The 15,392-nt window shown below is 71.3% G+C and carries 13 protein-coding genes and 1 pseudogene; 8 read left to right on the top strand and 6 right to left on the bottom strand.

What is annotated here, in order from left to right:
• Window positions 1–144 precede the first annotated feature (144 nt).
• The gene (locus tag ABT245_RS24745) at window positions 145–2,604 is read left to right on the top strand and encodes a DNA gyrase/topoisomerase IV subunit A (RefSeq protein ID WP_351737040.1); all 2,460 of its coding nucleotides are present in this window, start codon (window positions 145–147) and stop codon (window positions 2,602–2,604) included.
• On the opposite strand, the gene ABT245_RS24740 is transcribed toward ABT245_RS24745, so the two are convergent.
• Both ABT245_RS24740 and ABT245_RS24735 read right to left on the bottom strand, forming a co-directional pair.
• The gene (locus ABT245_RS24740; protein ID WP_351737038.1) at window positions 2,601–2,873 is read right to left on the bottom strand and encodes a hypothetical protein; all 273 of its coding nucleotides are present in this window, start codon (window positions 2,871–2,873) and stop codon (window positions 2,601–2,603) included. The genes ABT245_RS24745 and ABT245_RS24740 overlap by 4 nt on opposite strands.
• Window positions 2,874–3,057: 184 nt before the next feature.
• Complete coding sequence (locus ABT245_RS24735) at window positions 3,058–4,185, bottom strand: CobW family GTP-binding protein (protein ID WP_351737036.1); 1,128 nt, start codon at window positions 4,183–4,185, stop codon at window positions 3,058–3,060.
• Between the two features lie 321 nt (window positions 4,186–4,506).
• On the opposite strand from ABT245_RS24735, the gene ABT245_RS24730 reads away from it, so the two are divergent.
• Both ABT245_RS24730 and ABT245_RS24725 read left to right on the top strand, forming a co-directional pair.
• Window positions 4,507–5,091, top strand: a complete 585-nt coding sequence (locus ABT245_RS24730) for a DUF6082 family protein (protein ID WP_351737034.1) — start codon at window positions 4,507–4,509, stop codon at window positions 5,089–5,091.
• 493 nt (window positions 5,092–5,584) lie between these two features.
• Window positions 5,585–5,821, top strand: coding sequence for a hypothetical protein (locus tag ABT245_RS24725; protein ID WP_351737032.1), 237 nt, complete (start codon window positions 5,585–5,587; stop codon window positions 5,819–5,821).
• A gap of 121 nt (window positions 5,822–5,942) precedes the next feature.
• On the opposite strand, the gene ABT245_RS24720 is transcribed toward ABT245_RS24725, so the two are convergent.
• The gene (locus tag ABT245_RS24720; RefSeq protein ID WP_351737030.1) at window positions 5,943–7,109 is read right to left on the bottom strand and encodes a citrate synthase/methylcitrate synthase; all 1,167 of its coding nucleotides are present in this window, start codon (window positions 7,107–7,109) and stop codon (window positions 5,943–5,945) included.
• A 110-nt stretch (window positions 7,110–7,219) separates the two neighbouring features.
• On the opposite strand from ABT245_RS24720, the gene ABT245_RS24715 reads away from it, so the two are divergent.
• The 4 genes and pseudogenes from ABT245_RS24715 to ABT245_RS46165 form a co-directional block, all read left to right on the top strand.
• A complete protein-coding gene (locus ABT245_RS24715) occupies window positions 7,220–8,473 on the top strand; it encodes a citrate/2-methylcitrate synthase (RefSeq protein WP_351737028.1) in 1,254 nt (417 codons plus the stop codon).
• Between the two features lie 64 nt (window positions 8,474–8,537).
• Entirely contained in the window at window positions 8,538–9,479 is a 942-nt protein-coding gene (locus tag ABT245_RS24710) for a ferredoxin family protein (protein WP_351737026.1), read from the top strand.
• A 177-nt stretch (window positions 9,480–9,656) separates the two neighbouring features.
• The gene (locus ABT245_RS24705; protein WP_351737024.1) at window positions 9,657–11,345 is read left to right on the top strand and encodes an ATP-binding protein; all 1,689 of its coding nucleotides are present in this window, start codon (window positions 9,657–9,659) and stop codon (window positions 11,343–11,345) included.
• A pseudogene (locus tag ABT245_RS46165) lies at window positions 11,342–11,561 on the top strand (response regulator); the annotation flags it as partial. The gene ABT245_RS24705 and the pseudogene ABT245_RS46165, both read left to right, overlap by 4 nt.
• Window positions 11,562–11,707: 146 nt before the next feature.
• Here ABT245_RS46165 and ABT245_RS24695 read toward each other — a convergent pair.
• Genes ABT245_RS24695 through ABT245_RS24685 form a run of 3 tightly spaced genes read right to left on the bottom strand, consistent with a single transcriptional unit; the run spans window position 11,708 to window position 14,500 of the window.
• Complete coding sequence (locus ABT245_RS24695) at window positions 11,708–12,775, bottom strand: ABC transporter substrate-binding protein (RefSeq protein ID WP_351737022.1); 1,068 nt, start codon at window positions 12,773–12,775, stop codon at window positions 11,708–11,710.
• Between the two features lie 56 nt (window positions 12,776–12,831).
• Complete coding sequence (locus ABT245_RS24690; RefSeq protein ID WP_351737020.1) at window positions 12,832–13,695, bottom strand: ABC transporter permease; 864 nt, start codon at window positions 13,693–13,695, stop codon at window positions 12,832–12,834.
• Window positions 13,685–14,500 carry an ABC transporter ATP-binding protein gene (locus ABT245_RS24685; RefSeq protein ID WP_351737018.1) on the bottom strand — a complete coding sequence of 272 codons (816 nt, stop codon included), beginning with the start codon at window positions 14,498–14,500 and terminating at the stop codon, window positions 13,685–13,687. Before ABT245_RS24685 ends, ABT245_RS24690 begins: the two co-directional genes overlap by 11 nt.
• A gap of 161 nt (window positions 14,501–14,661) precedes the next feature.
• Here ABT245_RS24685 and ABT245_RS24680 point away from each other — a divergent pair, with 161 nt between their 5' ends.
• Window positions 14,662–15,354, top strand: coding sequence for a response regulator (locus ABT245_RS24680; protein ID WP_351737016.1), 693 nt, complete (start codon window positions 14,662–14,664; stop codon window positions 15,352–15,354).
• Window positions 15,355–15,392 lie beyond the last annotated feature (38 nt).

Genomic DNA, 15,392 nt, shown 5'->3' with positions numbered 1-15,392 from the left:
GCGGCGCCGGGGCGGGCCGCCGATACCGGGGCCTTGCCCGGGTTGTCAGTGTCGCGGTCCACAATGGTCCGCATCAGATCACGTTCACGCTTCCGCACGAACGCCCCGTAGGCGAGCGACCGAACACAGGAGGAGCCGGCAGCGATGGCCCGCCGCAGCACGAAGACCCCGCCGCCCGACGAACCGTTCGAGGAGAGAATCCTCGACATCGACGTCGTGGACGAGATGCAGGGCTCCTACCTTGAGTACGCGTACTCGGTCATCTACTCCCGTGCCCTGCCGGACGCCCGCGACGGCCTCAAGCCGGTGCACCGCCGCATCGTGTACCAGATGAGCGAGATGGGCCTGCGCCCCGACCGCGGCTATGTGAAGTGCGCGCGCGTCGTCGGTGACGTCATGGGCAAGCTCCACCCGCACGGAGACGCGTCCATCTACGACGCCCTGGTGCGCATGGCGCAGCCCTTCTCGATGCGCGTGCCGCTGGTCGACGGCCACGGCAACTTCGGGTCGCTGGGCAACGACGACCCGCCGGCCGCCATGCGGTACACGGAATGCCGGATGGCCGAGGCCGCCGGCCTGATGACCGACTCGATCGACGAGGACACGGTCGACTTCGCCCCGAACTACGACGGGCAGGAGCAGGAGCCGGCGGCGCTGCCCGCCGCGTTCCCGAACCTGCTGGTGAACGGCGCGTCGGGGATCGCCGTCGGCATGGCCACGAACATGCCGCCGCACAACCTCGGCGAGGTGATCGCGGCCGCCCGGCACCTCATCCGGCACCCGAACGCCGACCTGGACGCCCTGATCAAGCACGTGCCGGGCCCCGACCTGCCCACCGGCGGCCGGATCGTCGGCCTCTCCGGGATCCGCGACGCCTACGAGACCGGCCGGGGCACGTTCAAGATCCGCGCCACGGTGACCGCGGAGACGGTGACCGCACGCCGCAAGGGCCTCGTCGTCACGGAACTGCCCTTCGCCGTCGGACCGGAGAAGGTGATCTCCAAGATCAAGGACCTGGTCGGCTCGAAGAAGCTCCAGGGCATCGCCGACGTCAAGGACCTCACGGACCGGGAGCACGGTCTGCGCCTGGTCATCGAGATCAAGAACGGCTTTGTGCCCGAGGCGGTCCTGGAGCAGCTCTACAAGCTGACGCCGATGGAGGAGTCCTTCGGCATCAACAACGTGGCGCTGGTCGACGGCCAGCCCCTCACGCTGGGCCTGAAGGAACTCCTTGAGGTCTACCTGGACCACCGCTTCGACGTGGTGCGCCGCCGCTCGGAGTTCCGCCGGGGCAAGCGACGCGACCGGCTGCACCTCGTGGAGGGTCTGCTCACCGCGCTGGTCGACATCGACGAGGTCATCCGCCTCATCCGCTCCAGCGAGAACAGCGCGCAGGCGAAGGAGCGGCTGATGCGGCGCTTCTCGCTGTCGGAGATCCAGACGCAGTACATCCTGGACACGCCCCTGCGTCGTCTGACCAAGTACGACCGGATCGAACTGGAGGCGGAGAAGGAGCGGCTCAACGCGGAGATCGCGGAGCTGACCCGGATCCTGGAGTCGGACGCCGAACTGCGCAAGCTGGTCTCCGCCGAACTCGCCGCGGTCTCCAGGAAGTTCGCCACCCCGCGCCGCACGCTGCTGCTGGAGGCGGGCGCGGCCCCGGTCGCGGCGGTGCCGCTGCAGGTGGCCGACGACCCGTGCCGGGTACTGCTGTCCTCGACCGGTCTGCTGGCCCGCACCGCGAACGGCGAGCCCTTCCCGATGGAGGCCGGCGCCAAGCGCGTCAAGCACGACGTGATCGTCTCGGCGGTCCCGGCGACGGCGCGCGGCGAGGTGGGTGTGGTGACGTCCGCCGGGCGCCTGCTGCGGGTCAACGTGGTCGACCTGCCGCAGCTGCCGGAGACGACGGCGGCGCCGAACCTCGCGGGAGGGGCGCCCATCGCGGAGTTCGTCACCCTGGAGGACGAGGAGACGGTGGTCTGTCTGACCACGCTCGACGAGTCGTCCCCCGGACTTGCGCTCGGCACCGAGCAGGGTGTGGTCAAGCGGGTGGTGCCCGACTACCCGTCCAACAAGGACGAGTTGGAGGTCATCGCGCTCAAGGAGGGCGACCGGATCGTCGGCGCGATGGAGCTGCGCACCGGCGAGGAGGACCTGGTGTTCATCACGGACGACGCGCAGCTGCTGCGCTACCAGGCATCCCAGGTCCGCCCGCAGGGCCGCGCGGCGGGCGGTATGGCGGGCGTCAAGCTCGCCGAGGGCGCCAAGGTGATCTCCTTCACCGCCGTCGACCCGGCCGTGGACGCGGTGGTCTTCACGGTGGCGGGCTCGCGCGGCACGCTGGACGACTCGGTGCAGACGACCGCCAAACTGACCCCGTTCGACCAGTACCCGCGCAAGGGGCGGGCCACCGGCGGCGTGCGCTGCCAGCGGTTCCTGAAGGGCGAGGACTGCCTGTCCCTGGCCTGGGCCGGCGCCGTTCCGGCGCAGGCGGCGCAGAAGAACGGCGCGCCGGTGGACCTGCCGGAACTGGATCCGCGTCGCGACGGCTCGGGTGTGTCACTCCCGAAGACGGTGTCGGTGGTGGCGGGCCCCGTCTACTAGCCGGCCTCCTCGCTCACCACCACGGCCGAAACGGGGTCGGCGGGACGGACGCCTCGGGTGGCGGGGCGGACGGCCTCGGTCGGCGGGGCGGACGCCCCGGCCCCCAGGGGCGGCCGGGGCTGCTCGAACGGCTTAGCCGACACATCTGACGGCATGGCGAGCGGCCCGGACGGCTGAGCGGGGACGCCGGAGGGCTCGGCGCACACTTCGGGCGGCTGGGCTGGCACGCCGGAGGGCTCGGCGAGCAGCCCGAACGGCCGGGCTGGCACGCCGGACAGCTGAGCGGGGACGCCTGACGCCTGGGGGCACGCCTTACGGCTGGGCGAGCGTCCCGGAGGGTGAGGCGGTCCTCCGGATCGGCGGAACGGGCTGCTCGACCGGCTGGGCCGATGTCCCGGGACGGCTCGGCGCACACCTCGGGCGGCTCGGGCACGTCTGACGCCCGGGAAACGCCTATGGCTGCGCGGGCGTCCCGGAGGGCTCGGTGGGCTCCAAGGACGGCGGCGGGTCCTCGGGGTCCGGCTCATCGGCAGTCCGCCGTACGGCGTTCTGCTCCTCCGGGGTCGCCACATAGCGCAGGACGCCCCACATGCCGTGTTCGTCGGGGTGCGGGGCGTCGCTCTCGCAGGCCTTCAGCTCCCCGCGCAGGGCGCCCGTGTCGATGCCGGAGCCGATGAGGACGAGCTGGGTCAGCCGCTCCCCCGTCCACGGCTCGGGGTAGAAGCGCAGGAACCGCCCGACGGCGTGCACGGCGTACCGGTTGACGGTGTCGTACGCCCCGAAGTCGACATACCCCTTGATCCGGTACAGCCCCTCGGTCCTGCCGTCGAGGAACCGCATCAACCGGCGCGGATCGAGGGGGACTTCGGAGACGTAGGACAGGCTGTCGTAGCCGGTGTGCAGATGACCCGCGTGCTCGTCCTCGCCGTGCCGGTGCAGGTCGTCGAAGGACAGCTGCCCGACGCGCTCCTCGGCCGGCCTGCGGTCGAAGAGGAACTCGGGATCGATGCGGCCGTAGGCGGCGGGCACGACGGCGGCGCGGTCGGTGAGCGAGCCGACGAGACCGAGCACCCGCGCGCCGTCCTCGGCCCGGTCGAGCTTGTTGACCACGACCAGGTCGGCGAGGGCCAGGTGCCGGTCGATCTCCGGGTGCCGGGCGCGGGTGGCGTCGAACTCGGCGGCGTCGACCACCTCGACCAGCCCGCCGTAGACGATCCCCGGATGCTCGCTGGCGAGCACCATCCGGACGAGTTCCTGGGGTTCGGCGAGCCCACTGGCCTCGATGACGATGACATCGATGCCCACAGCCGGTGCGGCGAGCCGGGCCAGGTACTCGTCGAGTTCGCTCGCGTCGACGGCGCAGCACAGACAGCCGTTGCCCAGCGAGACCGTGGAGTCCCCGAGCGCGCCCGCCACGGCCATCGCGTCGATCTCGACGGCGCCGAAGTCGTTGACGATCGCCCCGATGCGGCTCCCGCCGCTGTGGTGCAGAAGATGATTGAGCAGCGTGGTCTTCCCGGAGCCCAGGAATCCGGCGATGACGACGACCGGGATCTGCTGCGGACCGCGGCGGTGCCCCACTGTGCGACCTCTCTGACGCGAACGTGTGCACCGGGCTCACGGCCCGGCGCACGGACGGGGATGGCATGCCGACCCAGGATACGAGCAGGCAGAACACCGGGAAGTGAACGGTTGTTAGCAGTCGCGGCGGGGCAGACGATGTGCAGGCGCCGGAGTGTGCGACCCTCGCTTCCCTCCGTGCGCCGCCTCTCCGCCTCCCCGCCGATCAGAGCCGCTCGGCACACTCTGGGAGACGGCTAGCGCCGCCCACCGCTCGCCGGTCCCCTCCAGTCGACCCGCACCCCGACGACCGGCGGATGGCCGCCTGATTCGGGGGTTGACATGGCCACACAGAAGACGGGGAACTGGGGGCCGGGCTCAGTCGCCGCGGTCCTCGCACTTTCGATCACCGGCACCGCGGCGTCCCTCCTGGCGTACCGCCGCGCCCTGGAGGCGGTCGTCCGCACGAACGCCGAGATCCTGCGGCGGCTGGACGCCCTGGACGACCAGCGCCGGCAGGCGTCCCGGCGCACGGACCGCATCGAGTATCAGCGCGATCACCGGCAGCTCCTGCTCGCGGCGATGAAGGACCAGGACCTGCTTCCCGTGCTCGACGCCTACGAGGGCGACGTACCGCCGCGCGTGCAGAAGCAGTACCTCTTCGCCAACGCCCTGTACGTGCACGCCCTGCACGGCTATCGGATCGGCCTGCTCACCCGGGCCGAACTGCGCGGCTACGTCCGTGTGCTGTTCCAGAGCCCGACGGCCCGCGCCTACTGGGAGGCCACGCGCCACCACCGGGCGAGCCTGCGGGACGGCTCGGAGGAGGCCGAGATCGGCAAGATGACCGACGAGTTGCTGGCGGAGCTGGACGAGGCCGACACGGACGAGTGGTGGGTGGTGGGCGACCGCCCCGCCGAGGAATGAGGCCCGCACGAAGGAACGGGCTCCACAGAGACAAGCGGTGTCTCCGCAGAGACAAGCGGTCTCCACAGAGAGGAGCGGTCTCCGCAGAGACGAGTGACCGCAGCAGAGACGAGTGACCGCAGCAGAGGCGAGCGGCCCACCACAGGAACGAGCGCCCTTCGCAGAGACAAGTGACCGCAGCAGAGGCGAGCGGCCCGCCACAGGAACGAGCGCCCTTCGCATGGACGGGTGGCCCTCCGTAGGAACGAGTGCCCTTCGCAGGGACGGGTGGCCGCCCCCGAGACGAGTGGGGGCCGCAAAAACGAATCACTCGCTCAGACACACAAGTCCCGGCCCCAAGCGCGATCTCCGCAGGCTAGGTTGTCCCCGCCTGCCACGTGCACACCCGCCGTCACAGCAGGCCCAGACATCGTTGCCGCCCCGGACACACCCATGCCCCGGCGCCCGGCACGAGGAAAACCCATGACCGATTCAAGCAAGGACCGGGATCGACTTGAAGATCGTGCGCCGCATTGGTGCGTCACCTCGCGAAAGAGGGAGCGTTAACGGGCAGACCTGCCCGGACATCTTTGAACTGCAGGACGGGAACTTCGCGGTGATCGGTACGGACCGCACCGACGCACTCGACGCCGAGCTGCCGTCGGACGCCGCACGCGCCGACTACGAGCGGATCGTGGTGATCAGCCGCGAGACACTGGTGCGCGCGAAGGCCGACATTCCGGACGCCTAGGCGCGGCCTTCCGGTCACGGTGGACGCCGCCGCCGAGTCGAGCGCACCGTGATCCGCGGATGAACCGCGCCCCGCGCGGGCCCAGCTCGATGCCGCTCTACGGCAGCGAGCTGGGCTTTCCTCAGACCAACGCCGGGACCGCCGCGGGCGGGGGCGGCCCGACGTACCGGGCCACCGGCCGGATGATCTTCGAGTCGGCGGCCTGTTCGAGGATGTTGGCGCTCCAGCCGACCACGCGCGCCGCCGCGAACGTGGGCGTGGACATCTCGCGCGGCAGCCCGCACAGTTCCATGACCACGCCCGCGTAGAACTCGACGTTCGTGTGCAGTTCGCGGCCGGGCTTCAGCTCGGCGAGGATCGCCTCGACCCGGCGCTCCACCTCGACGGCGAAGGAGACGCGTGGGCCGCCGAAGTCCTCGGCGATCTCACGGAGCATCCGTGAACGGGGGTCCTCCGTGCGGTAGATCGCATGGCCGAAGCCCATGATGCGGTCACCGGCCAGGACGCGTTCGCGGATCCAGCCGTCGATCCGGTCGGGCGTGCCGATCGCGTCCAGGGTGTCCAGGGCACGGCTGGGCGCACCGCCGTGCAGCGGACCGGACAGCGCCCCCAGAGCACCGACGAGGCATGCCGCCACATCCGCGCCGGTGGACGCGATGACCCGTGCGGTGAAGGTTGATGCATTGAATCCATGGTCAATGGTTGAGATCAGATATTGCTCGACGGCCCGGGCCCGCCGCTCGTCCGGTTCCTCTCCGGTCATCATGTACAGGTAGTTGGCCGCGTACGAGAGGTCCTCGCGCGGCTCCACCGGCTCCTGCCCCCGCCCGAGCCGGTACAGCGCGGTGAGCAGGGTCGGTACGGCCGCGCAGGCGGCCACGGCATCCGCGCGGCGCCGGTCGGCGTCGAGGTCGTACACGGGCCGGAAGCCCTGGGCCGCGCCGAGCAGCGACAGGGCGGTGCGCGCGCCGGCCAGCGGACCCGAGGCGCGGCTCGCGGCGGCGACGGCGGGCAGGGCGGCGCGGACCTCGGCGGGCAGCCGGCGCGACGCGGCGGTCTCGGCGAGGAAGGCAGCGCGGCGCCCCGCGTCCGGGAGCCCGCCGTAGGCGAGGAGATGCCAGACGTCCTCGAAGCCGCGGGTCCGCGCGAGTTCGACGGCCGAGTACTGGCGGTAGTGGTAGAAGCCCTCGGCCCCCCGGACGTCGCCGATCTCGGTGTCGGTGACGACGACGCCCGCGAGCCCGCGCGGCACATCGACAAGGGTGGATGCGGACCTGTTGATGGACATGTTTTCCTCCCTGGACTTGATCCGACTGTCCATGCTTGACTCTTTCTCTGTCAATATTGATTGGATCAATCTCCAATCCATACGCCACCAAGGCGACTACGGTGACCCCCATGCGCGATCAAGAACCCGTTCCCCGCGGCCCCGAGCGGAGGCTGAGCACCAAGGAGACCGCCGAACTGCTCGGCGTGAAACCGGAGACCGTGTACGCGTACGTGAGCCGCGGTCAGCTCAGCAGCCGACGCCAGCCCGGCGGCCGGGGCAGCACCTTCGACGCCGCGGAGGTGACCGCCCTCGCCGGGCGCCACAGGCGGGAGAGCCAGGTCGCCCAGGCCGTCGGCGCGGAGCTGTCCGTCCGCACCCGCATCACGCTGATCGACGGTGACCGGTACTACTTCCGCGGTGTCGACGCCGCGGAACTCGCCGAGCGCCAGTCCTACGAAGAGGTCGCCGAGTGGCTGTGGACCGGGCGGCTGAGCCCGGGCGTCACGTTCACCGCCCCCGAGGCCACGGCTGCCGTAGCCCAGCGGGCGGTGACCGCCCTGCCCGAGCACGCCGAGCCCACCGACCGGCTGCGGGTCGCGGCGGTCGCCGCCGCCACCGAGGACCCGCTGCGCTTCGACCTGTCCGAGGAGGCCGTGCTCGCGACGGCGCGGATCCTCATCCCGACGCTCGTCGCCGCCCTGCCGCCCCGCCCGCACGCCCGGGACGAGGGCCCGCTCGCCCTGCGCCTGTGGGGCCGGCTGACCGGCCGTGAGCCCGACGAGGCGTCACTGCGGGCCCTGGATACGGCCCTTGCCCTGCTGGTCGACCACGACCTGGCCGCCTCGACGCTCGCGGTGCGGGTCGCCGCGTCGGCCCGGGCCCATGTGTACGCGGCCGTCTCGGCCGGACTGGGCGTGATCGAGGGCCCGTTGCACGGCGCCGCCAGCGGACTGGCCCACCGGCTGCTGCTCGACGTACTGGACGAGGGCAGCGCCGTTCCGGTGATCGCGGCCGAACTCCGCGCCGGCCGCCGCATTCCCGGACTCGGCCACCGGCTCTACCCGGGCGAGGACCCACGCGCGCGTGCCCTGTTCGCCCTTCTGGAGCGCGTCCCGCGCGCGGAACCCGCCCTCCTCGCGGCCCGCGACATCGTCGCCACCACGGCCCGGCACACCCCGCTGCACGCCAACGTCGACCTGGCCCTCGCGGTGCTCACCGTCGCCTGCGGCATGCCCGCGACCGCGGGCGAGACGGTCTTCGCCGTCGCCCGGACGGCGGGCTGGATCGCGCACGCCCTGGAGGAGTACGACGAGCGTCCGCTGCGGATGCGCCCCAGCGGCCACTACGTGGGCCCGCGACCGCCGCAACCTGCGCCGCGGTAGAACACGGGCAGGAAACGACCGGGCCGGAAATCGCCCCGCCCAAAGTCAGGTTAGGCTCACCTCTGTGAGTAGGTGCGCAACCGTCTCCCGGAACCTTGATGAGCCCATCTCCGGTACGGCGGCCACGGCGACGACATGGCTGCTGCTGGAGCAGCCCGGCCCTTGGGGTGCCAAGGCGCTCACGTCGAGCCATCTGGACCGCGCGCTCGGCCGCGCCCTGGAAAGCGCCGCCGAAGGCACCGGCGTACGGATCGCGCTCATCCGGCGCCCGGGACGCCACGCCGACCCCGGGACCCGCGCCGAGCGCCGGGTGTACGCCGCCCACACCGTTCCGGGAAAGGTGTGGCTGCGGGCCGCCACCACCCGCGATCCCCGCACGCTCCTCGACCTCGACTACGCGGCCCTCGGCGCGGGCGACCACCGCACGTTCGACACGGCGCTCGGGGCTCGCGCGTACGAGGCGGGCCCGCTCGCGCTCGTCTGCACCAACGGCAAGCGCGACCGCTGCTGCGCGCTGCTCGGCCGGCCCCTCGCGGCCGAACTCACCGCCTCCGGCGTACCGGGGGTGTGGGAGGTCACCCATTTGGGTGGACATCGCTTCTCGCCGACGGTGCTCGTCCTGCCGTACGGCTACGCGTACGGACGGGCCGAGGCGCACACCGTCAAGGAGGTCCTCCAGGGCGTCCGGGAGGGGCGGGTCGTCGTACAGGGGTGCCGCGGGAACTCGGCCTGGGACAAGCCCGGGCAGGCGGCCGAACTGGCCGTGCGCACGGCGGCGGGCGAGTACGCGGCGGGCACGCTGAGCGTCGTGCGCACCGACGGTGCGGCGCCCCGCTGGGAGGTGACCGTGGCCCATGCCGACGGCCGCCGCTGGCGCGTCATCGTGGCCCGGGGGGCCTCGCTGCCGCCGCGCCCGGAGAGTTGCGGCGCCTCGGTGCTGGGCACTCCGGCGCGGATGGACGTGGTGTCCGTGCGCGAACTGACGGCCGCGACCCTGGCGGGCTGACCCCGTCACCCGCCGGGAGCCGGCCCGTCGGTCGGCGAGCCGCCCGCCCCGATCCACCGAGAACCGGCCGACGCCGTTGCGCCGGGAACCGACCGCTCCGTTCGCCAGGAATCGGTCAAGAGATCCGCGCCCCGACCCCCTACGGATCGGTCCGCCCGCCCACGTACCGTCATGGGCATGAGCCCCACTTCCCCCGCACGCCGTCTGCGTCTCGGCCTGCCGCGGCGAGTGTTCTCGCAGGTTCTGCTGATGCAGGTGACGATCGCCGCCGGGGTCGCGGTGCTCGCCACCGGCCTGTTCCTGGCCCCGTTGAGCAAGCAGCTCGACGAGGAGGCGATGCGCCGCGCCCTGGCGATCGCGGAGACCACGGCGCAGGATCCGCAGATCGCCGAGGGCGTCCAGCACACGCGGCCGTCCATCGACGGCCCGGTGCAGCTGGAGGCCGAGCGGATCCGGCACGCCACGAACGCCGAGTACATCGTGGTGATGAACCTGCGCGGCGTGCGCTGGTCGCACACCACGCGCGCGGAGATCGGCCGGCTCGTCTCCACCGACCCGAGCGCGGCCCTGGCCGGACAGCAGGTCATGGAGATCGACAACGGCACCCTGGGCCGCTCCGCGCGCGGCAAGGTGCCGCTGTACGACGCCGACCACCGGATCATCGGGGCCGTGTCGGTGGGCATCGCCTACGACAGCGTGCGGGCCCGGCTGCTCAGCGCGATCCCGGGGCTGCTCGCCTACGCCGGCGGTGCCCTCGCGGTCGGCTCACTGGCCGCCTGGCTGATCTCCCGGCGGGTGCAGCGGCAGACCCGGGACCTGGCCTTCTCCGACATCTCGGCCCTGCTCGCGGAGCGTGAGGCGATGCTGCACGGCATCCGGGAGGGCGTCGTCGCCCTCGACCGCACCGGCCGTATACGTCTGCTCAACGACGAGGCGCGGCGCCTGCTCGGCATCGGCGACGAGTCCGTCGGACAGACCCCGGACGACGCGCTGGGCGAGGGACGCACGACCGATGTCCTGGCCGGCCGGGTGACCGGGACCGATCTGCTCACCGTCCGCGGTCAGCGGGTCCTGGTCGCCAACCGGATGCCCACCGGTGACGGCGGCGCGGTGGCCACCCTGCGCGACCGCACCGAGCTGGAGCAGCTCGGCCGCGAACTCGACTCCACACGGGGACTGATCGACGCCCTGCGCGCCCAGGACCACGAGCACGCCAACCGCATGCACACCCTCCTCGGCCTGCTCGAACTGGAGATGTACGACGACGCGGCGGAGTTCGTCGGGGAGGTCGTCGGCGATCACCGGGTCACCGCGGAGCAGGTCACCGAGAAGATCCAGGACCCGCTGCTCGCCGCTCTGCTGGTCGGCAAGGCGACGGTCGCGGCCGAGCGCGGGGTCGCCCTGTGGGTCTCGGACCGCACCCGGCTCCCGGACCGGCTGATCGAGCCGAGGGGCCTGGTCACGGTCGTGGGCAACCTGGTCGACAACGCCCTCGACGCCGTCGCCGGAACCCCGCACGCGCGCGTGGAGGTCGAACTGCGCGCCGAGGGGCGCACGGCCGTGCTCAGGGTGCGCGACACGGGACCCGGTGTCCCGGTGGAGCAGCGCGAGCTGGTCTTCACCGAGGGGTGGTCGACCAAGGAGCCGCCCGCGCACGGCAAACGCGGTCTCGGGCTGTCCCTGGTGCGCAGGTTCGCCGAGCGGCAGGGCGGGAGCGCGACGGTGGGCGAAACGGGCGGCGGGGGCGCGGAGTTCACGGTCGTACTGCCCGAGTCCCTGGCCGAGCCGGAGCCGGGGCCGGAGCCGGAGCCCGCACCGGCGCTGACGGCGCCCGCGCAGACCGCCACCGAGGAGGAAGCCCGATGATGGGGGTCCTGGTCGTGGACGATGTGAGACCCGGGTCGCCCGGGTCAACGCCGCCTCCGTGGAGAGGTGCCCGGCTTCCGCGTGGCCGGCGAGGCGCACCACGCGGCCGAGGCGCTGCGCCGTATGGAGACGCTGCCGCGGCTCGACATGGTCCTCCTTGACCACTGTCTGCCCGATGAGACCGGCCTCGCGGTCGTCCAGGCAATGCGCAGGCGCGCGGCGCTGTCCGCGCCGTCCGAGCCGGAGCCGCCCAAGCGGCACTCCCCCACCGCGGCTGGCTGACCCTCACGTACGGCGACGCGGGCCGCCCCGAACACCGTTACGTGCGGGCGACCCGCACCTGACGGCCCCCGGGCCTGGCGTCAGCCGGCCGACTGCGCGGCCTTCTCGACGAATTCCGTCGTGTAGGTCTTGCTCAGGTCGACCTTGGCGTTCTTGATGTTGGGGTTGAACGACTTGAGGACCTTCTCAACGGTCTCCGGGCCGTTCTGCGGCATCACGCCGTCGTCCGTGAACATCGGCAGCGTGCTCTTGATCGCCTCCGCGTAGAGGGCTTTGTTGCCCTGGGAGTAGTCGGCGGGCATCTTGGCCGCGATCTCGTCGGCGCTGTGCGTGGACATCCACATGAGCGTCTTGACGAATGCATTGACCAACTTCTGGACGGTGTCCTTGTGGCTGTTCACCCAGTCCGTCTGCATGTACAGACTTGACGATGGGTACGGGCCGCCGAGCGCTTCCTGGGAGCCCTCTGGGGTGCGCATGTCGAGGAGGATCTTTCCGGCCTTCTTGTCCAGGATCGTCGCCACGGTCGGGTCGGTCGTCATACCGCCGTCGATGGAGCCCTGTTCGAGCGCGGAGATGAACGTCGGGCCGGCGCCCACTGCGACGGGCGTGAACTCATGGACGTCCACCCCGTTCTTGACGGCGAGGTACTTGGTGAGGAAGTCGGTGGAGGAACCGAGCCCGGTCACGCCGAGCTTCTTGCCCTTGAAGTCCTTGGGCGAGGTGATGTCGCCGGCCGCCTTGCCGGAGACGATCTCCACCTCGCCGGGCGCGTGCGAGAACTGCACGACGGACTCGACCGACTTGCCTTTCACCTGGAGGTCGAGCGTGTGGTCGTAGAAGCCGACCGTCCCCTGGACCTGGCCGGCGACGAGCGCGGTCTCGGCCTGGACCCCGGCGGGCTCGCTCAGGAGCTGGACATTCAGTCCCTCGGCGTCGAAGTGGCCGAGCCGCTGGGTGAGCATCGCGGGCAGGTAGATGACCTTGTCCAGGCCGCCGACCATGATCTTGACCTGCTCCCCCTTGCCGCCGCCTCCGCTGCCGCTGCCGGCGGCCCTGCCGGCCGCTTCGTCGGCACAGGCGGTGAGCGAGGAGAGGGCGAGCAGGCCGGCGGCGGAGAGCGCCGCGAGTCTGACGGTCTTGCGCATGACGGTTCACGTCCTTGTGGGAATGCGGTGCGGGGACAGGAGGTGGCTCGGGGGCGTCAGTGCTCGGAGTCGGCCGGCTTCCAGCGGAAGATGCGCCGTTCCGCGAAGGTCAGCAGCCCCTCGGCGACGAGGGCGACGACGGCGAGGATGACCATCGCGGCGTACACACCGGCCGAGTTGAAGGTGCCCTGCGACTGCGCGACGAGCAGGCCGATGCCCTTGGTGGCGCCGATGTACTCGCCGACGATGGCGCCGATCAGGGCGAAGCCGAAGCTGACGTGGAGGCTGGTGAAGATCCATGAGGTGGCGGACGGGATGACGACCTGAAGGGTCACCCTCCGGTCGCCGGCGCCCAGAATGCGGGCGTTGGCGACCAGGTTGCGGTCGACCTCACGAGCGCCCTGGAAGGCGTTGAAGAAGACCGGGAAGAACACGAGCACCACGGCGGACGCGACCTTGGAGGCGGGGCCGAGACCGAACCAGATCACGAAGATCGGGGCGAGGACGATCCTGGGTATGGAGTTGAGCACCTTGATGTATGGACCAAGGACATCGGCGAGGAAGGTGATCCGCCCTAGCGCGATACCGAGGACGACACCGGCGACGACACCGATGACCCAGCCCAGCAGCGCCTCGTACAGCGTGTACCAGACCTGCTCGCCCAGAGAGCCGAGGGCCGTGCCATGGGTGACCCAGGTGTAGATCTGGTCCCAGATCTTCGACGGCATCGAGAAGTTGAACGGATCGATGACCTTCGCCCGCGACAGCCACTCCCACAGACCGAGCACGGCGACCAGGAGCAGCGCCCGGCCGCCCATGACGACGGTCCTGCGTCTGCGCGCGGCTCTGGCCCGGCTCCGTGTGCGGTCCGTGGTCCTGCCCGTGTCGACGACGGGGGCGCTGAGGACGTCATACGGCATGAGCGGCACCCCTCTCGCGGGTGATACGGACCTCTTCGCCGAGGGACTCCCAGATCTCGCGGTAGATCTCGATGAACCGCGGCTCCAGGCGCACCGACTCGACCTTGCGCGGCCGGGGCAGGTCGATGTCGAAGACCTGCTTCACGGTCGCCGGCCCCGCGGTCATCACGACGACCTTGTCGGCCAGCGCGATGGACTCCTCCAGGTCATGGGTGACGAAGACGACCGAGGCGCCCGTGCCCTCCCACAGCTCCAGGAGTTCGTCCGACATCAGCGCCCGGGTCTGCACGTCGAGCGCCGAGAACGGCTCGTCCATGAGCAGGATCTCGGGGTCGTTGACGAAGGTCGCCGCGAGCGCGACGCGCTTGCGCTGGCCGCCGGAGAGCTGGTGCGGGTAGCGGTCCTCGAAGGCGGTGAGACCGACCCGGGCCAGCCACTCGCGGGCCTTCTGCTTGGCCTCCGCCTTCGGTACGCCGCGAAAGCGCGGGCCCGCCATGACGTTGGACAGGACCGTCCGCCAGGGAAAGGTCGCGTCCTGCTGGAAGACGAAGCCGACCTTGTCGCCGACGCCGGAGACCGGCTCCCCGGCCACCAGCACATCGCCCTCTGTGGGCTCCTCCAGGCCACTGACCAGCGTCAGCGTGGTGGACTTGCCACAGCCGGTCGGTCCGACGACGGCGACGAACTCACCGCGCCCGATGGTGAGGTCCAGACCCCGGACAGCCGTGTGCAGACCCCCTGACGGGGTCCTGAAGATCTTGCTCGCGCCCCGCAGCTCTATGGCGGGGCTGGTGTCTGCGCTCATGGCCCGGGACCGTAGAGGGGTCCCCTGCCACAGCAGCAGTCTTCTGAGCGCAAGCCGTTCTTTTGCTCGCAGGAGCCTTTTGTGCTCGTTTTGCTCGCGCTACAACTGCGAAGCCGAAACAAGGGCTTGACGCCCGCCTGGCCTTGAGGAGTTGAGGCCCCATGATCGACGTCCTGGTGGTGGACGACGACTTCCGTGTCGCCGAGATCAACGCCAAGTACGTGGGAAAGGTTCCCGGCTTCCGGGTGGCCGCCCGCGCGCACAGTGCTGCCCAGGCCCTGGCCGCCGTGGAACGCGGAGCCATCGATCTGGTGCTGCTCGACCACTACCTGCCCGACCGGACGGGGCTGGAACTGGTCCACCGGATGCGCGAAGAGGGCCATGGCACCGACGTCATCATGATCACAGCGGCCAGCGATGTCACGACCGTGCAGAAGGCGATGCGCCTGGGCGCGCTGCACTATCTGGTCAAACCGTTCACGTTCACCGCGCTGCGCACCCGCCTGGACTCGTACGCGGCCCTGCGTCGCACCGTCGACCGGGTCGGCGGGCGGGGCCTGACGGGCCAGGAGCAGGTCGACCGGATCTTCGGCGCGCTGCGCACCGCCCCCGCGCCGAGTTCGCCCGGTCTGCCGAGCGGCCACTCGGAGCCCACCACCGACCTCATCTGCGGTGTGCTGCACCGCGCCGACCATCCGCTGTCCGCGTACGAGGTGGCCGCCGAGACGGGCCTGAGCCGCTCCACCGCGCAGCGCTATCTGCGCCATCTGGAACAGGCGGGCCGGTTGCGCCTGTCCCTGAAGTACGGCGACACGGGACGGCCCGAGCACCGGTACGCCTGGGTGGCACCCTGACGGCCCCCGCCCCGCCCGCGCACCGCAACGGCTCTGCG

Origin of the sequence: Streptomyces sp. NPDC001508 (assembly GCF_040298665.1) — a bacterium.
Classification (GTDB): Bacteria; Actinomycetota; Actinomycetes; order Streptomycetales; family Streptomycetaceae; genus Streptomyces.
This window is presented reverse-complemented; position numbering and strand designations above follow the sequence as displayed.

Excerpts from the sequence above, each read along its gene's own strand:
- ABT245_RS24690 (WP_351737020.1), bottom strand. The coding sequence starts at position 13,695 with ATGCCGTATGACGTCCTCAGCGCCCCCGTCGTCGACACGGGCAGGACC.
- ABT245_RS24680 (WP_351737016.1), top strand. The coding sequence starts at position 14,662 with ATGATCGACGTCCTGGTGGTGGACGACGACTTCCGTGTCGCCGAGATC.
- ABT245_RS24705 (WP_351737024.1), top strand. The coding sequence starts at position 9,657 with ATGAGCCCCACTTCCCCCGCACGCCGTCTGCGTCTCGGCCTGCCGCGG.
- ABT245_RS24695 (WP_351737022.1), bottom strand. The coding sequence starts at position 12,775 with ATGCGCAAGACCGTCAGACTCGCGGCGCTCTCCGCCGCCGGCCTGCTC.
- ABT245_RS24715 (WP_351737028.1), top strand. The coding sequence starts at position 7,220 with ATGCGCGATCAAGAACCCGTTCCCCGCGGCCCCGAGCGGAGGCTGAGC.
- ABT245_RS24685 (WP_351737018.1), bottom strand. The coding sequence starts at position 14,500 with ATGAGCGCAGACACCAGCCCCGCCATAGAGCTGCGGGGCGCGAGCAAG.
- ABT245_RS24745 (WP_351737040.1), top strand. The coding sequence starts at position 145 with ATGGCCCGCCGCAGCACGAAGACCCCGCCGCCCGACGAACCGTTCGAG.
- ABT245_RS24730 (WP_351737034.1), top strand. The coding sequence starts at position 4,507 with ATGGCCACACAGAAGACGGGGAACTGGGGGCCGGGCTCAGTCGCCGCG.
- ABT245_RS24720 (WP_351737030.1), bottom strand. The coding sequence starts at position 7,109 with ATGTCCATCAACAGGTCCGCATCCACCCTTGTCGATGTGCCGCGCGGG.